This window comes from Desulfovibrio sp. ZJ200, assembly GCF_011039095.1.
Lineage (GTDB): Bacteria > Desulfobacterota > Desulfovibrionia > Desulfovibrionales > Desulfovibrionaceae > Desulfovibrio.
Genome location: NZ_JAAKEH010000008.1, coordinates 23,576 through 38,115 on the forward strand (window position 1 = coordinate 23,576; position 14,540 = coordinate 38,115).

The window sequence follows — 14,540 nt, forward strand, 5'->3', positions numbered from 1 at the left end:
ACCGGCTTTTCCCCTGAAACATGGGCAAAGGCCGGTCGTTGTGTATTTGTTTTCCCGGCTTCCTAGAGCAGATTACCTTTGACTTTTTCTAAAAGTCAAAGGTGGCATTCAGGCGAAAAACGCGGTTTTCGCCTGAATGTGCGCCGCGTTGCGGCGGCTGACGCGGGCCGGCAGGAAGAGACATTCACCTTTTCGATGATTTTCTAAAAAATTCGTTTTGAATTTCAGACGGTTGCAGTGTTCTTTTCATTGAAGGCGTGAATGTCTCCTCATGTCCGGGGACTTTACAGATACATAGGGAGTGGCGTAAGAAAGAATATGGACAGACAACTGCCCGTTACCCTGTTTATGGGTTTTATGGCCCTGGCTCTGAGTCTCTTTTTCACTGCTCCTGTTTCGGCTGCCGGGCAGTCTTTTCAGGCGGCTGCCGACAACGGCCGGGAGGCCACTGGGTTCAAAACGCCTGCCAAGGCTGCCGGGGCAACGCCGCAGCGTTCCTCCGGAAAGGCCACCCGGAAAAAACAAGGCTTGCACGGGCGTTCCTGGGCTTTCGGCCACTCCAGCGATCGCAATGCCGCCATCTGGCGGGAGGGCGTGCCCTCGCAGGATCTGCACGACCGCGCGGTTTCAGGCGCGCTGGAAAAAAAGGCCGTGAACACGGCCAAGGGCATCAGCAGTGCCTTGAGCGGCTCGGCGGCTCAGGCCAGGAAAAAAAAGAATCCGCTGGGCATCAGCATGGAAAGCGAGGTTTCCACCTGGCGCGAGCCCTTGCCGGCGGACGGCGCGCGCGCGGATGAGGCGCGGCCTCTGGAAAGCCGTCATGTGGTGCGCGCCTATGCGGATGTTACGGCCGGGGAGGACCTCAGCATCAGCGTGGGGCCGGAGCTGATCCTCAGAGATGAACAGACGCGCGAGCGCAACTCCAACGCCAGCCAACCCGAATCCGTGCTGGGTATGGGGATGCAGTTCAAGATGGATTTTTAGAGCGTTTCGCCGCTTTCATGAGCAAAACGCTCTCGTCACCAGGTCACGCATAACGCTTCGTTTTTTCGTGTGAAGATCGCTTCGCCGGAAAAGTGGTTATGCTTCCGTGTTCTGCGCCAGGATCAACTCCACCTCATCCACGCTCAAACCCGCGTTGCGCGCGATCTGCCGGGTGCTCAGCCCCTTGCGGCGACCGTTGAGGATGATTTCGCGCAAAAATTGCGGCGAGCGGCGGATGCCCTCGGCCTGTTCCAGCAGGCGGCGCAGTTCCTGGGCCCGCTCTTCCAGCTTTTCGTCCAGATTGCGCAATTCGGCCTGGCGCTGGGCAAAGGTGGCCACTATTTCCCGCTCCAGGCGGGCGTTCATTTCAATACGCGCCAGCAGACTTTCCTGATTGCCCTGCAAGGCGTTGAGCAAAGCCTCCGAACGGCGCAGGCGCAGGTAAAAAAAGAGCACGCCGCCCAATATGACCAGCTCCAGCAGGGAAAAAAGAATAATCAGCGCCAACGTCAGGGTTGCGTTCATACTTTGAGATTCAACAGGTTGCCTACCAGCGGCGACGCGGATGGCCGGACTTCCCCGTCTTCCGGCGGAGCTTCGGGCAAGGGCCGTCGCGTGCGGCGGCGGCTGCCGAAAGAGGCCTCGCCGCCGTTGCGCCCGTCCGGGAGCACGGCGCTGCCTTCGGTTTTTTCGGTTTTCTCGATCTGTTGCTGTTCCTGCCGGGCCATTTCCGCGGCCAGCACCCGCGACATGGCCATGGAGGCCTGAGGGGCCACCGCGGCCGCGTTGGCAAAGGGCGCGGCCAGATTGGTCTGGGCATAGAGCACGGCCATGGTGGCGTCAACGCTCATGGCTCTCCCCGGATGTCCTCTTGGACGTCCTTAGAGCATTTTTTGATTGAAAATATCCATTTTCAATCACTTGTCGCCATCCGTAAGGCTCGCAGACTCGCCAACGGCTGGCGCAAGCAAGCAAAGCTTGCTAACGGCTACCGCCGGCGCGGGCGTCCGCTCCCGCGGTCGCCAGAGCGTTTAGCTCATTTCATTAGCAAACCGCTCCAGATTGGCGGCAAACTTCCCTGGAGATGCGCCGCGCCGCGGCCTTGCCCCCCCCATCATGGGAGGGCGCGGCAAGCCCGGCCGGGAAAGCGCGTCACTCTCCCCCTCAGGCAAAACTCCCCTTACTCGCTGAGATATCTTTCAAAAAGCACATCCTCGATCTGCCCTTGCGTCAGGTAGTTGTTGAGCACGGAGGTCAGCTCCTTTTTTATGGTTTGAACATTTTCCTGGGCCAGCAGGAAGTCGTTGTCCGTGCTGCGCAGATAATAGTAAAGCGCGTCACGCAGGGAGAGCATTTTCTGATCCATTTCCTTGTCCAGGTTCGGAACCCTGGTCAGGGCGGAGAATTTGCAGATCAAAAAGCGCGACCCCCCCTTGCCGTCCGGCCGTTCCACCAGAAAGGGCGCAAATTCCTTGACGTACTCGAGCCTGGCCGGTACGGCCGGCTTGGATGGCACCACGATCACTTCGGGCTTGGGCGCGTCCGGCTCTGGCGGCGGAACAAAAAACCACCAGGCCGCCGCCCCAAGAACCAAAAGCGACAGCAAGCCCCCGCCGGCCAGCAGGAGCAGTTTTTTCTTTTTCGGAGCCGCGGCGGCGGTTTCGGCCTCCTGCGGCACGGCCGGCGCTTCGCTCTCTTCCGGCACGGCCGGCGCATCCGGCTCGTCCAGTAAAAAAGGCGCGTCGTCGAGATCCAGCTCCACCTTGCCCAGGCCCGCATCCGGGTGCAGCGTGACCTGTATATCGTCCCTGACCGGGGCTTCCTTAAGCTTGTTTTTGTCAGCCACATGCTACTCCGTCAAAAAAAGAAGAGCGGCTTGTCTTCTTAGAGCAGATTACCTTTGACTTTTTATGAAAGTCAAAGGTGGCATTCAGGCGAAAAACGCGGTTTTCGCCTGAATGTACGCCGCGTTGCGGCGGCTGCCGCTTTCGCGTCAGCAGAGCATTTTCAAAGAGAAAATGCTCCAGCAAAACGCTCGAGGGCCGCAACATGGCGCGGAATGCAGGCGTGAAGCGGCAAGGCAAAACACCGGCGGGCAAAAAAAAGCGCGACCGGGTTCATGGCGGCCCTGTGGCGGCAGAGCGCCCCGGGGACAGGCAAAAACGGCCCTGCTCCCTGCGGGCAAAGAGGCCGCGGCGGGCTGCCGAAAACAGGCGCAACGGCGCGGACAGCAAGATGCCGCCCAAAAGCGCGGCTGTTTCGCATCGGGGAAAGCGTACCGGCAGCAGGCCTCGTGGGGATCATGCCGCTTGTTTTTCGCCACAGGCCGCCCGGGGCGTGGCGGCCAGGCTGCGGTCGGGCGCGCTCGTGGGGATGCAGCATTTTCCGGATCCCATGCTGAAAAAGCTTGAGCGCCGCGTGAAGCGGCATCAGGCAAAGCCCGCGGCACGGCGCGCCGAGACAGGGGAGCGCTGCCAAAGCGCGTTTGTTTGCTCTGCGCTTTTCAGGCCTGTGGCAGGTCTCCATGCCCGAGGCGGCGCTAGGGAAAAATTTTGTCGATCTTCTGCTTCATGGTGTCTGCGGTGAAAGGCTTGACGATATAGTTGGAAACCTTGGCCTGCACCGCTTCAATGATGTTTTCCTGCTGGGCCTCGGCCGTGACCATCAAAAAGGGAATGTTGGCAAACTGTTCGCTGGCCCGCACCTTGCGCAGCAGATCAATGCCGGTCATCTGCGGCATGTTCCAGTCGGACACGATAAAGTCAATCTTGTCGCGGTTGAGCACTTCCCAGGCCGTAGTGCCGTCGTCGGCCTCCACCACGTTGTTAAAGCCGAGCTGGCGCAGGATGTTGCGCACAATACGGCGCATGGTGGAAAAATCATCCACGACAAGAACGCGCATATTGGGATTGTAAGGCATCAATATCTCCTTGGGGGCTTTTCGAGGCGCGTATTGTGCGGAGGCTGCCCCGGCAAAAATCCGGCTCCGCGGTTGCGGCTCTTGTGCCCGCGCGGCAGCTCAACAGTGAACGGCAGAAGATTTTGAGAAGCGCATCCGGGAAATGCAGGATCTTCCGTCGGACCGGCCGGGCCTGAAGCGGGCAGCTACAGTTCCGCCGTGTCGCCGTACAGGCTCACAAATTCTCTGCGCAGGCGGCTCAGGGCCTGCGAATGCAACTGTGAGACGCGGCCTTCGGTAATGCCCATGATTTCAGCCGTTTCACGCATGTTTAATTCATCAGTATAATAGAGGGAGAGTACCAGCTTTTCCCTTGGCGTCAAGCGTTCGATAAGCGGCGCCACGCGCTCAATGAGCTCGCGCCGGGCCGTGCTGCTGTACAGTTCTCCGCCGCTCTCCGGGCTGTCGCCGGAGAGCGTGTCCTGAATGGCGTCCAGGGAAAGCCAGAGCTGGTTCTGCAAAGCCTCAAGCCCCTGGCGCACGTCGCGCAGTTCCAGGCCGGTGATATCCTGCAGATCTTCTTCCGTGGCCTGGCGTCCTTTTTCGTGCTCCACTTTGCGCATGGCCTCGTCCAGCACGCGCACGCGCTGGCGCAAGGAGCGCGGAAACCAGTCCAGCCTGCGCAGCTCGTCCAGCATGGCCCCGCGGATGCGGTTTTCCGCGTACGTTTCAAAGCGGATGCCCAACTGCGGCCGGAATTTGCCCAGAGCCTCCATAAGCCCCAGGGTGCCGGAGCTGATCATTTCCCCGAGTTCCACGTTGCGCGGCAGCTTTGCCTTGAGCCGCAGCGCCAGAAAACGGATTTTGGGCGCATAATGGCGCACCACCGCTTCCTGTTCGGCCGAGGAAAAGTCTTCCCAGGCCGTGGCGCCGGTTTCAAGCGCCTCCCAGGGACTCGCCTGCGATGCTTGCGCTGTGCCGGTTTTCATGTGTCGTTCCTTTCCGGTTCGTGCCTCTTCTTCTCCACGGCATGTCAGTTGCCTTTTGTGTTGCCGCTGTCCTCGGCCCGCCCGGCCCGTACAGCGGAGATATTTGATCCGGATGCTTGTCGTTCACTGCGTCTGCGTTCACAGCCCGAAATCATGCCTGCGTGGGCCCGTCAGGACGGCCCGTTGGCGCGCGTTCGCGCTCGCGCACAATCTTTTTCTGTCCGCGCCGCGGCGCTGCTTCATCTGAACAACAGTTTCTTCCAGAAAAATTTGATGTTACCGTCCAGGCTCGCGGGCGCTTCCCATTCTGTAATGGCGTTGGCCAGTTGCAGCACGGCCCTGGACGCCGGGCCTTCGGGATCGCTGACGCAGAAGGGCAGTTGTTGCACCACGGCCTTGCGCACGCCCGTATCCCGCGGGAACACGCCCGCCAGATCCAGGGAAACGCCGCTCAAAAAGTGTTCGCAGGCCTGGTGCAGACGCAGAAACATGCCTTTGGCGGTTTTGAGATCCGGCGACATATTGACGCAGACCTTGAAATGCTCCACCCCGTGCGTGAGCTTGAGCACCTTGATCAGGGCATAGGCGTCGGTCAGGGAGGTCGGTTCCGGGGTAAGCACCACCAGCCGTTCTTGCACGGCCAGGTTGAAGTACAGCACGTTGTCGCTGAGGCCCGCGCCCGTATCCACAATCAGGTAGTCCAGATCGTCCTCCAGCTCGCCCACGGCTTCCAGCAGCTCCAGCTTCTGGCCGGTGGAGAGCGTGAGCATTTCGCTCATGCCCGAGGAGGCGGGCAGAATGGAAAAGCCATAGGGCGTGGGGAAAAGAATATCCTGAAGCGACGCGCCCTCATGGAAAAGATGAAAAAGATTTTTCTGCGGGGTCAGACCCAGGAGCACGTCCACATTGGCAAGGCCCAGATCGGCGTCGATCAGCACCACGCGCTTGCCCAGCCGGGCCAGGCAGAGCGCCAGGTTGACCGAAAGGTTCGTCTTGCCCACGCCGCCTTTGCCGGAAGTGATGGAAAATACCAGGGGAAATGTGCCGCTCATCTGTTTGCTCCGCATGGGTTAATGGGCTTGGGGCCGGGCCTTCAGGCCGCCTGGCCGGGAATCTGACGCTTGAAGATCAGCCGCCAGATCAGCGGCTCCGTGGCCGGGGCGAGGCTTTCCTTGAGTTCCGCGCCGAAGGAGAGCGCGGAAACCGGCAGCCCGGCCGCGCAGGCCACGTTGACGATGCTGCCGAAACTTTCAGCCTCGTCCAGTTTGGTCCAGACGATGCTGCCCGGTCCGTCGCTTTTGTAACGGCTCAGAAAGGCCTGGGTCTGGATCGGATCGCAGAAGGGCGAAAGCACCAGATGCGTGGCGGCTTCAAGCGCCTCCAGGCCCATCTCGGCCCGCCATTGGGTGAAATTCTGCTTGCGGGAGAGGCCGGGCACGTCCACAAAAACCGCCCGGCAGCCTGTTGCCGCCTGGAGCGCCTGCTGCATGGTTTCCTTGTCCGGCGCTTCCATATAGTTGAAATTGGAGAGTCCGGCCCAGTGGCGCAGAATCAGGCGGCCGTTGCCGCGCAGGCAGTCGGCGTTGATGAAGGCAATACGCGCCTCGGGCTCGGTTTTGCGCAAATGCAGGGCAAAGCGCAAGGCGGTGGTGGTCTTGCCGAAACCGAATGGCCCGACCATAAGATGCGCGCGCTGGTTCCAATGCTCAAGGCCCCAGGCCTTGACCGGCACCATGCCGCACAGGCATTCCAGCACAGAGGCCCCGGGCTCGGCGAGCAGGCGCTGATAGAGGGCCACGGCCACGGCGTCGGAAACGCCCTCGCGCTGCAGATATTCCAAAGCCACGCGCTGCCGGGGCGTGAGGCGCTCAAGCTGGATGGCGGGCTTCATCAGGGCAAAGAGCTGATCCTTGATCTGCATCCATTCCTTGTGCCACTGGTTCCAGCCCTCGGGCGCGCCCGCCTCCCGGTCCCGGCTGCCGCTCGCGTCGCGGTCAAGCCCGGCGGTGATCTCATGGCAGACCACGCCGTTTCTGCGGTAGGTGCGACTGCCCAGGATCACGGCCTCAGGCCCCATTTCAGCCTTGATCCGGGTAAGAACCTCTTGCGATGTGGCGCCTGTGAATGTCTTTACTTGCATGATCCGGTTCCTTTGCCGTGCGGCGCATGCCGTTGCCTTTCCCCGACGTTTGTCTGACGGCAAAACCGATAATGCAAAATAAGGGCCAAAAAGAAGCGGGCTCCGGGCGCGCGGTCGCGACGCCGTTTTTGCAGGGGCGAGCGGCTGCATGCAGAGGCCATGCTGCATTTATGGAGAGTTGCGGCAGGATTTTTCGCGTTTTTTAGAAGTAACTGTCAAGATATCGGCAAACCAGGGGCAGCCCTCATGAAAATACCGTCCGCGAAAAGCCGAGTTTTTTCGGCCGGCAAGGCGCAAGGCAAACATTGGGCGAAGCCGTATTGAACATACCGCAAGGTCAATGTTGGCCATGCAACGCCGCCGGACGTAACAAGGCGCTTTGCATGGCTTAGAGCATTTTCAAAGAGAAAATGCTCTAATGAGGGCTGAACCTACCTTTTCTGCGCTTGCGTTGCGTGGGCAGGGGCTGCGGGCGGCTGCGCGGGCTGGTTTCCCTTTGTCCCGGACGGGCTCGGCGGCAGCTCGGTGGCCTGTGCGCCTTCCCTGCCGCTGCCGGCGGCCTTGGGGCCGGGCATGTCCGGCACAGCCCCGGATCGCTGGGGCAGCATCAAATAGCTGGTCACAGAGGTGACGCCCTTGACGGCCCGCGCCGTACGGATGGCGATCTGCTTTTCCGCCTTATCCTTGACGACGCCCAGCAAGACCACCCGCCCGGCATTGACTTCCGTGTCAATGCGCGTGGAAGAAAGGCCTTTGGCCCCGATCAGAGCCGTGCGCAGGGACGTGGCCAGGGCGAAATCGCTTGTCTCGCTCCTGGCCGGGGCAAACCAGTGCGGCGTGACCGAGCGCGGCTTGTAGCGCCGGGCGATGGCCAGGGCTTTGGCCTGCATGTTTTGCGGCACCTCGCCCACCAGAAAGACGTTGCCGTAATAGCAATACACGGCAATGGCCCAGCCGTCGCTGAAACTGGCGTCCAGCAGCGCGGTCTTGATGCTGGAAGCCAGGGCCTTGTCATCGGTGATCGTGTCCATAAGGCGTTGATCGTCATACAGGCCATAGGCGCCATAGGCGCAGCCGTTCAGAACGGTCAGAACCGCAAGAAGCAGAAGCAGGGCCAAGCGTGGCATGCTGTCCTCCCGGCAATGCGTGGAATTATTCTTTTTCGCGGCGGATGCGCGCGCCCACGGCGTTGAGCTTGTTTTCAATGCGTTCATAGCCGCGATCCAAATGATAGATGCGCCGCACCTGTGTTGTGCCGCGCGCGGCCAGCCCGGCCAGCACCAGGGAGGCGCTGGCCCGCAGATCCGAAGCCATGACCGGAGCCCCGGCAAGCTGGCTGACGCCCCGGACCATGGCCGTATGCCCGGAAATCTTGATCTGCGCGCCCATGCGCACTAATTCCTGCACATGCATGAAGCGGTTTTCAAAAATGCTTTCTTCCACCACGCTGGCCCCCTGGGCAGAACACATCAGGGCCATGACCTGGGCCTGCATGTCCGTGGGAAAGCCCGGGTAGGGCTGCGTTTTCAGATCCGCTCCGCGCAGGGGGCAGGCGCATCTGGCCAGCACGCCTTCGGGCGTGGCCGTGATCTCCATGCCCATATCCCGCAGCTTGAGGATCACGGCTTCCAGCTCTTTAAAGGGGCAGTTGCGCACCAGGAGCTCGCCGCCCGTGATGCCCGCGGCCACCAGAAAGGTGCCCGCCTCAATGCGATCCGGCATGATCGCGTAGGGCGCGCCGCGCAGCTCGCTGACGCCCTGGATGCGGATGCAACTGGTGCCCTGGCCCTGGATGCGCGCTCCGCAGGCCAGGAGAAAATTCGCCAGGTCCACCACTTCAGGCTCGCGGGCCGCATTTTCCAGAATGGTTTCGCCCTCCGCCAGAACCGCGGCCATGAGCAGATTTTCCGTGCCGCCCACAGTGGGCATGTCAAAGGTGACATGCGCGCCTTTGAGCTTGCGGCAGCGGCCCAGAATATAGCCTTCCTCCAGCTCGAAGCGCGCGCCCATCTGCTCCAGGCCCTTGAGATGCTGATCCACGGGGCGCGCGCCGATGGCGCAGCCGCCGGGCAGAGCCACGCGGGCCCGGCCGATGCGCGCCAGGAGCGGCCCCAGGCAGAGCACCGAAGCCCGCATGGTGCTGACCAGCTCATAGGGAGCCTCGGGCAAGAGCGTGCCGGGCGTGATGCAGGCTTTTCCGTCCGCGTATTCGCAGGCGCAGCCCAGCATCTGCAAAAGCTTCAGCGTGGTATGGATGTCGCGCAGATCCGGCACGTTGCTGAATGTGACGGAATCCGACGCCAGAATGGCGGCAAACAATATGGGCAGGGCCGCGTTTTTGGAGCCGCTGACCTCAATGCTGCCGGTAAGCGGTATGCCGCCGTCAATGACCAGTTTGTCCATATGTCCTCGGGGCATGGTTGCCGACGCGCGACCGGGAACGCCGGTTGCCGGGCCGTGCAAGGCCGTGAGAATGACGGGGAGCGGAATACGCTCGCGCGCCTGCCGCGAAGTCACTGCGGCTTGCGGCAGGCTCATTGCGCGGCATATCCGCAAAAACCGCGCATAAAAGCAAGGTTTTCAAAGATAACCTGCCCAAGATTCGGGAGACGACGTTTTGTAGCTTTTTTTCCAGATAAAATCCAGAGTCGCAAACGGCAAAAATCGCTTGCCAAAAAAAACGCCTCTGCGTATAACAGCCTTCCCGTGGCGGAAGTAGCTCAGTTGGTAGAGCACCTGGTTGTGGCCCAGGTGGCCGTGGGTTCAAGTCCCATCTTTCGCCCCAGAGAGTTCCCCGCGCCTGAATTTCATTCCGGCGCGGTTTTTTGCGCCTCGCGGCCAGGCAAACCGGCCGTTCGGCAGTGTTGGGGCCTCAAGGCAGTATCAGGGCTGACGCATCTAAATAGGAGAGCGTTTTGCCAGAGCGGTTTGCTGTTGAAAACGGCAAGAGCTCTGGCGGCCGCGGGAGCGGACGCCCGCGCCGGATGAGCCTGAAAACCACGCTTTTCAGGCGCTTGTCCCGCTTGCGGGGCTTGTCCCGCTTGCGGGGAAATGATGGCAGCGCCGCTTTTGAAATTGAATAATTTCAAAAGCAAAATGCTCTAAGTGTAGTAATTTCGCCATGTTATCATAAACGCTGGTAAGAGCCGCTTCGGCGGCGGAGCCGCACTTCGCTCCCACGAAGCCTGCGGCTTCGGGCGATGCTGCCGCATCGTGCGCGGCAGCCTTGAAGGCATTCTTGGCCCGGCTTGCCAAGCGCCGGAGTTTTGCGTAAGAGCAAAACCCACGGAGCGTGGCGCAGCTTGGTAGCGCACCTGCTTTGGGAGCAGGGGGCCGTCGGTTCAAATCCGACCGCTCCGACCACGGTTCAGCAGGCACTTACGGATTCTCTGCGAGTGCCTTTTATAGGGCCGCAGGAAAGATGAGAATGGCGCCAGGAGCGAACCGTGCTTGACCGATGGGCGACTTTTCTTTGACTGACGCCGTCCCGATGGTTGACCGCCTGGCGATGGGGCTGCAAAAAAAGGTTTGAGAACGGGAGGCCGATTTCTGGCCTCTACCGCATAAGAAATGAGAACGAAAGAAGCCTCGGCCAGCGTCAAATCATGCGCTCACCGAGGCTAATTTTTTTGAGGGTATTAGAGCAGATTACCTTTGACTTTTTATGAAAGTCAAAGGTGGCATTCAGGCGAAAAACGCGGTTTTCGCCTGAATGTACGCCGCGTTGCGGCGGCTGCCGCTTTCGCGTCAGCAGAGCATTTTCAAAGAGAAAACGCTCTAACCTTGCAGAGGGTATTGCCAAAGTAATGTTTGCTTCCTGCCAAAGCCAGATTCCATGCGGCTCGGAAGTAGCGAAAACATTCAAAAGTTAACACTCTCACCTTGCAGTGCACTGGAGGCGCGTATCCGCGGCACTCCGGGGAGTTCGGCCATGAGAACGCTTTCACAGGCGCAAAAGATTCTCCGTTTTCTGGAGGCGCATCCCGGGCAATCCTTTACCGCCCGGCAAATAGCCACGTTTCTGATCACCGAATACCCGGCCGAATACGCGCGCAAACGCAGAAACCCCCGCTTTGCGGACGACAAGGCCTTTCTCTCGCAGATCATTGCCGAAATCGGCTCGCAAAAAGATACGCTGATCCGCGGCAATCCCGCGTTGACCTGGCAGGACAGGCCAAAGCCGCGTCGCTACTGCATTCCTCTCCCGGTCGAAACCTCCACGGAACAAGCCTGTTCCGCCGAGGTGGCGGCCAATGCCGAGCAGCCCGGGGACGCCGCGTTGCAGGAGCAGGCGCTCTATCCGCTGCTCATCAGCTATCTTTCATCGGAACTGCGTCTGTATTCTCTGCGTATTCGGGAAAGCTGCTCGCACAATGCGCGGGGCGCGGGCGGCAATCAGTGGCTGCATCCCGATGTGGCAGCCATGGAGCCTGTGGATGAAAAATGGAACAAATATACCCGCCAGTGCGTCAAGCTCAACGGCAGCACCAGCGTGCGGCTGTGGTCCTTTGAAGTCAAGAAAACGCTGACCCTGGGCAACGTCCGCAAGTGCTTTTTCCAGGCTGTCAGCAATTCGTCATGGGCGCATGAGGGCTATCTGGTCGCCACCGGCATCGCCGAGGAACGCGTGGAACAGGAATTGCGCATGCTTTCCTCCCTGCACGGCATCGGCGTGATCCTGCTTGATCCCGAAAATCCCTCGGAGAGCGAAATTTTGCTTCCGGCGCGCCGCCGCATTGATGCCGACTGGCAGTCCATTGACCGCCTTGTTACAGAAAACAGCGACTTTCAGGAATACATGGAGCTTGTCTCCGCCTATCTGCAGACAGAAAGATTGCGGGCAAGAGATTGGAACAGATAACGGCCCAACCGCGCGCCGCCGCTCTTCCGCGCTGCCTCCTGGCCTGAAAATGCGCCGGGCCGGGGGCAGACCCGGATGTGCACGGTTGCGCTATTGGGGATGATCGCGATTTTCCCGCGCCTTGACATGCACAAGGCATTTCACAACCATAAGGAACCTCTTTGCCGTTGAAGGAATACTTATGAGCCACGATCTTTCCTGTTTCAAGGCCTATGACATCCGGGGCCGCGTGCCGGAGGCGCTCGACGCGGGCCTTGCCCGCGCCCTGGGCCAGGCTTTTGCGGAACTTTTCAAGGCACGCGAGGTAGTCATGGGGCGCGACGCGCGGCTCAGCGGCCCGCTTCTGCGCGACGCGCTGGCCGCCGGGCTGGCCGCCGCGGGCGCGCGCGTCACGGACCTGGGAATCTGCGGCACCGAGGAAATCTACTATGCCGCGGCCCGGCAAAATTTTGACGGCGGGATCATGATCACCGGCAGTCACAACCCGGCGGACGAAAACGGCTTCAAGCTGGTACGCGCCGGGGCCGTGCCCCTGAGCGGCGATTCCGGCCTGCCCGGGCTCAAAGCCCGCGTTGCGCAGCTTTTGGGCGAAAGCGGCCCTGCCGGGGCGGATGCGACCGCCGCGGCCGCCCCCAAGAGTCCCCGGCAGAGCGCCGAGGCGCCTTCTGTCAGGCAGGCCTCCTTTCGGTCGGCATACGTTCACTGGTTGCGGGAATACAGCCGCGCGACGCACGCCGCGCCGCTGAAAATCCTGGCCGACGCGGGCAACGGCTGCGCCGGGCTCGTGCTGCGCGAGCTCGCGCCCGCCCTGCCTTTTGACCTTGTTTTCCGGAACATGCAGCCGGACGGGCATTTTCCCAACGGCGTGCCCAATCCCCTGTTGCCGGAAAAACGCCGGGCCACGGCCGAGGCCGTGCGCGCCGTGGGCGCGGATCTGGGCCTGGCCTGGGACGGCGATTTCGACCGCTGTTTTTTTTATGACGAGGCGGGCAACTTCATCGAAGGCTATTACCTCATCGGCCTGCTGGCCAAGGAATTGCTCGCGCGCTTTCCGGGCGGCAAAATCGTCCATGACACGCGCGTCTACTGGAACACGCGCGACGTGGCGCTGGCCGCAGGCGGCACGCCGGTCATGGGCAAGACCGGGCATGCCTTCATGAAGGAACGCATGCGCGCCGAGGATGCCGTTTACGGCGGCGAAATGAGCGCGCATCACTACTTCCGCGACTTTGCCTACTGCGATTCCGGCATGCTGCCCTGGCTGCTGGTCACGGCCCTGCTCGGCCGCACAGGCACAACGCTCTCCGAGCTCACGGCCGAGCGCATGGCCGCCTATCCCTGCAGCGGCGAGATCAACCGCCGGGTATCCGACGCCCCGGGCCTGATGGCCAGGGTGCGCGCCCGCTACGCGGCCAGGGCGCTGCACGAGGATCATCTGGACGGCGTGAATCTGGAATTTCCCCAGTGGCGCTTCAATCTGCGCATGTCCAATACCGAACCCCTGCTGCGCCTGAATGTGGAAACGCGCGGCAACCGCGCCCTGCTGGAAGACAAGACCGCCGAGCTCCTGGAGTTTCTGGACGCAGAAGGCCAATCGGCCTGAACGCCTGCGCCTGTCTCTGCTGTCGCCATCCGTAAGGCGGCACAGCCGCCAACGGCTGACGCACGGGCGGGCATGGCTTCGCCCTGCCAGAGTGTTGAGCTGCTTTCATGAGCAAAACGCTCTGGAAGAGGCGAAGAGGAAAAGGGTCGATTTTTTTACCTGCGCCAAAAAGTACTGTAAAAGTAAGGAACACGTTGCGGGATTCGGGCGCGGCTCAGCCCGCCGGGGCGTCGGGCAGGTTGAAAAAGCGCCGCGCATTGTCCCCGCAGCTTTGCCAGAGGTCTTCGGGGCTCATGTGGCGCGCCGCTGCCACGGCCCGGGCAGTGAACACGCTCAGGGCGGGCTCATTGCGTTTGCCGCGCCAGGGTACGGGCGCGAGATAGGGGCAGTCTGTCTCCAGCAGCAGGCGATCCGCCGGGATCAGGGCCACGGCGCGGCGCAGATCCTCATTGGCAGGATAGGTCACGGGCCCGGGCACGGAAATATGCCAGCCGTTATGCAGGATGCGGCGGGCCGTCGCGCTGCCGCCGCCAAAGCAATGCCAGAGCAGCGGGTAGCCAGCAAAGCCGCGTGATTCCAGGATCATAAGGCATTCATCCTCAGCCTCGCGGCAATGGATGACCACCGGCTTGCCCAGTTCACGCGCCATGTCCAGTTGCGCGGCAAAAGCCCTGAACTGGATCTCCCTGGGGCAATCCTGCCAATGAAAATCCAGACCGATCTCGCCCACGGCGCGCAGACGCGGCTCGACCGCAAAAGCCGCGCGCATGGCCGCAAGACTGGCGGGTGTGCAACGCTGCCCCTCGCACGGATGGATGCCCAGCAAAAAAAAGACCTCTGGATGCGCGTCAAAAAAGGACCGTCGCGCTGCGAACTCCTCAGGCCCCAGGAAGACGTTGCCCACCTGACGCAGCCCGGCAGCGCGGGCGCGCGCCAGAACCATCTCCCGATCCGAATCAAATTCCGGGCCGTCCAGATGGGCATGACTGTCCACGCCGACGAGGGGCAGCGCCAGAGTCAGGGGATCGATGCGCTCCACTTTCTTGTGTCCCATGAGTAACCTC

At 61.3% G+C, this 14,540-nt stretch carries 16 protein-coding genes and 2 tRNA genes; 5 read left to right on the top strand and 13 right to left on the bottom strand.

What is annotated here, in order from left to right; translation table 11 throughout:
- The first annotated feature begins 318 nt into the window (after positions 1-318).
- The gene (locus G7Y52_RS03895) at positions 319-984 is read left to right on the top strand and encodes a hypothetical protein (RefSeq protein ID WP_165066380.1); all 666 of its coding nucleotides are present in this window, start codon (positions 319-321) and stop codon (positions 982-984) included.
- 96 nt (positions 985-1,080) lie between these two features.
- Here G7Y52_RS03895 and G7Y52_RS03900 read toward each other — a convergent pair whose 3' ends face one another.
- The 10 genes from G7Y52_RS03900 to murA all read right to left on the bottom strand — a co-directional run bounded on the left by G7Y52_RS03900 (position 1,081) and on the right by murA (position 9,415).
- Positions 1,081-1,509: a hypothetical protein gene (locus G7Y52_RS03900; RefSeq protein ID WP_165066383.1), complete on the bottom strand. Its 429-nt coding sequence runs from the start codon at positions 1,507-1,509 to the stop codon at positions 1,081-1,083.
- Complete coding sequence (locus G7Y52_RS03905) at positions 1,506-1,835, bottom strand: hypothetical protein (protein WP_165066386.1); 330 nt, start codon at positions 1,833-1,835, stop codon at positions 1,506-1,508. Before G7Y52_RS03905 ends, G7Y52_RS03900 begins: the two co-directional genes overlap by 4 nt.
- Before the next feature lie 329 nt (positions 1,836-2,164).
- Positions 2,165-2,830, bottom strand: coding sequence for a flagellar basal body-associated FliL family protein (locus G7Y52_RS03910; protein WP_165066389.1), 666 nt, complete (start codon positions 2,828-2,830; stop codon positions 2,165-2,167).
- Positions 2,823-3,035, bottom strand: a complete 213-nt coding sequence (locus tag G7Y52_RS03915; RefSeq protein WP_165066392.1) for a hypothetical protein — start codon at positions 3,033-3,035, stop codon at positions 2,823-2,825. Before G7Y52_RS03915 ends, G7Y52_RS03910 begins: the two co-directional genes overlap by 8 nt.
- A gap of 488 nt (positions 3,036-3,523) precedes the next feature.
- Positions 3,524-3,904, bottom strand: coding sequence for a chemotaxis response regulator CheY (locus G7Y52_RS03920; RefSeq protein WP_165066395.1), 381 nt, complete (start codon positions 3,902-3,904; stop codon positions 3,524-3,526).
- A 185-nt stretch (positions 3,905-4,089) separates the two neighbouring features.
- Complete coding sequence (locus G7Y52_RS03925) at positions 4,090-4,872, bottom strand: FliA/WhiG family RNA polymerase sigma factor (protein ID WP_165066399.1); 783 nt, start codon at positions 4,870-4,872, stop codon at positions 4,090-4,092.
- A gap of 239 nt (positions 4,873-5,111) precedes the next feature.
- Entirely contained in the window at positions 5,112-5,924 is an 813-nt protein-coding gene (locus G7Y52_RS03930) for a MinD/ParA family protein (protein WP_165066402.1), read from the bottom strand.
- Between the two features lie 41 nt (positions 5,925-5,965).
- A complete protein-coding gene (locus tag G7Y52_RS03935; RefSeq protein WP_165066405.1) occupies positions 5,966-7,012 on the bottom strand; it encodes a flagellar biosynthesis protein FlhF in 1,047 nt (348 codons plus the stop codon).
- Positions 7,013-7,443: 431 nt separating this feature from the next.
- Positions 7,444-8,139, bottom strand: a complete 696-nt coding sequence (locus G7Y52_RS03940; RefSeq protein WP_165066408.1) for a BON domain-containing protein — start codon at positions 8,137-8,139, stop codon at positions 7,444-7,446.
- Between the two features lie 25 nt (positions 8,140-8,164).
- On the bottom strand, positions 8,165-9,415 hold the full coding sequence (gene murA, locus G7Y52_RS03945; RefSeq protein WP_165066563.1) for a UDP-N-acetylglucosamine 1-carboxyvinyltransferase: 1,251 nt from the start codon (positions 9,413-9,415) through the stop codon (positions 8,165-8,167).
- Between the two features lie 306 nt (positions 9,416-9,721).
- Between murA and G7Y52_RS03950 the strand changes: the two genes are divergently transcribed.
- Positions 9,722-9,797 (top strand) — tRNA-His (locus tag G7Y52_RS03950).
- Between the two features lie 221 nt (positions 9,798-10,018).
- Here G7Y52_RS03950 and G7Y52_RS14860 read toward each other — a convergent pair.
- Positions 10,019-10,267, bottom strand: a complete 249-nt coding sequence (locus G7Y52_RS14860) for a hypothetical protein (RefSeq protein WP_206215181.1) — start codon at positions 10,265-10,267, stop codon at positions 10,019-10,021.
- Positions 10,268-10,298: 31 nt separating this feature from the next.
- Here G7Y52_RS14860 and G7Y52_RS03955 point away from each other — a divergent pair.
- Positions 10,299-10,375 (top strand) — tRNA-Pro (locus tag G7Y52_RS03955).
- Positions 10,376-10,610: 235 nt separating this feature from the next.
- On the opposite strand, the gene G7Y52_RS03960 is transcribed toward G7Y52_RS03955, so the two are convergent.
- On the bottom strand, positions 10,611-10,814 hold the full coding sequence (locus G7Y52_RS03960; protein WP_165066411.1) for a hypothetical protein: 204 nt from the start codon (positions 10,812-10,814) through the stop codon (positions 10,611-10,613).
- 129 nt (positions 10,815-10,943) lie between these two features.
- Here G7Y52_RS03960 and G7Y52_RS03965 point away from each other — a divergent pair, with 129 nt between their 5' ends.
- A complete protein-coding gene (locus tag G7Y52_RS03965) occupies positions 10,944-11,873 on the top strand; it encodes an HrgA protein (RefSeq protein ID WP_165066414.1) in 930 nt (309 codons plus the stop codon).
- A gap of 181 nt (positions 11,874-12,054) precedes the next feature.
- A complete protein-coding gene (locus G7Y52_RS03970; RefSeq protein ID WP_165066417.1) occupies positions 12,055-13,476 on the top strand; it encodes a phosphomannomutase in 1,422 nt (473 codons plus the stop codon).
- A gap of 214 nt (positions 13,477-13,690) precedes the next feature.
- Here G7Y52_RS03970 and G7Y52_RS03975 read toward each other — a convergent pair whose 3' ends face one another.
- The gene (locus tag G7Y52_RS03975; RefSeq protein WP_165066420.1) at positions 13,691-14,530 is read right to left on the bottom strand and encodes a TatD family hydrolase; all 840 of its coding nucleotides are present in this window, start codon (positions 14,528-14,530) and stop codon (positions 13,691-13,693) included.
- Positions 14,531-14,540 lie beyond the last annotated feature (10 nt).

Coding starts and splice junctions, on each gene's coding strand:
- G7Y52_RS03895 (WP_165066380.1), top strand. CDS start 319: ATGGACAGACAACTGCCCGTTACCCTGTTTATGGGTTTTATGGCCCTG.
- G7Y52_RS03970 (WP_165066417.1), top strand. CDS start 12,055: ATGAGCCACGATCTTTCCTGTTTCAAGGCCTATGACATCCGGGGCCGC.
- G7Y52_RS03940 (WP_165066408.1), bottom strand. CDS start 8,139: ATGCCACGCTTGGCCCTGCTTCTGCTTCTTGCGGTTCTGACCGTTCTG.
- G7Y52_RS03915 (WP_165066392.1), bottom strand. CDS start 3,035: ATGTTGCGGCCCTCGAGCGTTTTGCTGGAGCATTTTCTCTTTGAAAAT.
- murA (WP_165066563.1), bottom strand. CDS start 9,415: ATGGACAAACTGGTCATTGACGGCGGCATACCGCTTACCGGCAGCATT.
- G7Y52_RS03965 (WP_165066414.1), top strand. CDS start 10,944: ATGAGAACGCTTTCACAGGCGCAAAAGATTCTCCGTTTTCTGGAGGCG.
- G7Y52_RS03925 (WP_165066399.1), bottom strand. CDS start 4,872: ATGAAAACCGGCACAGCGCAAGCATCGCAGGCGAGTCCCTGGGAGGCG.
- G7Y52_RS03975 (WP_165066420.1), bottom strand. CDS start 14,530: ATGGGACACAAGAAAGTGGAGCGCATCGATCCCCTGACTCTGGCGCTG.
- G7Y52_RS03930 (WP_165066402.1), bottom strand. CDS start 5,924: ATGAGCGGCACATTTCCCCTGGTATTTTCCATCACTTCCGGCAAAGGC.
- G7Y52_RS03900 (WP_165066383.1), bottom strand. CDS start 1,509: ATGAACGCAACCCTGACGTTGGCGCTGATTATTCTTTTTTCCCTGCTG.
- G7Y52_RS03905 (WP_165066386.1), bottom strand. CDS start 1,835: ATGAGCGTTGACGCCACCATGGCCGTGCTCTATGCCCAGACCAATCTG.
- G7Y52_RS03935 (WP_165066405.1), bottom strand. CDS start 7,012: ATGCAAGTAAAGACATTCACAGGCGCCACATCGCAAGAGGTTCTTACC.
- G7Y52_RS03920 (WP_165066395.1), bottom strand. CDS start 3,904: ATGCCTTACAATCCCAATATGCGCGTTCTTGTCGTGGATGATTTTTCC.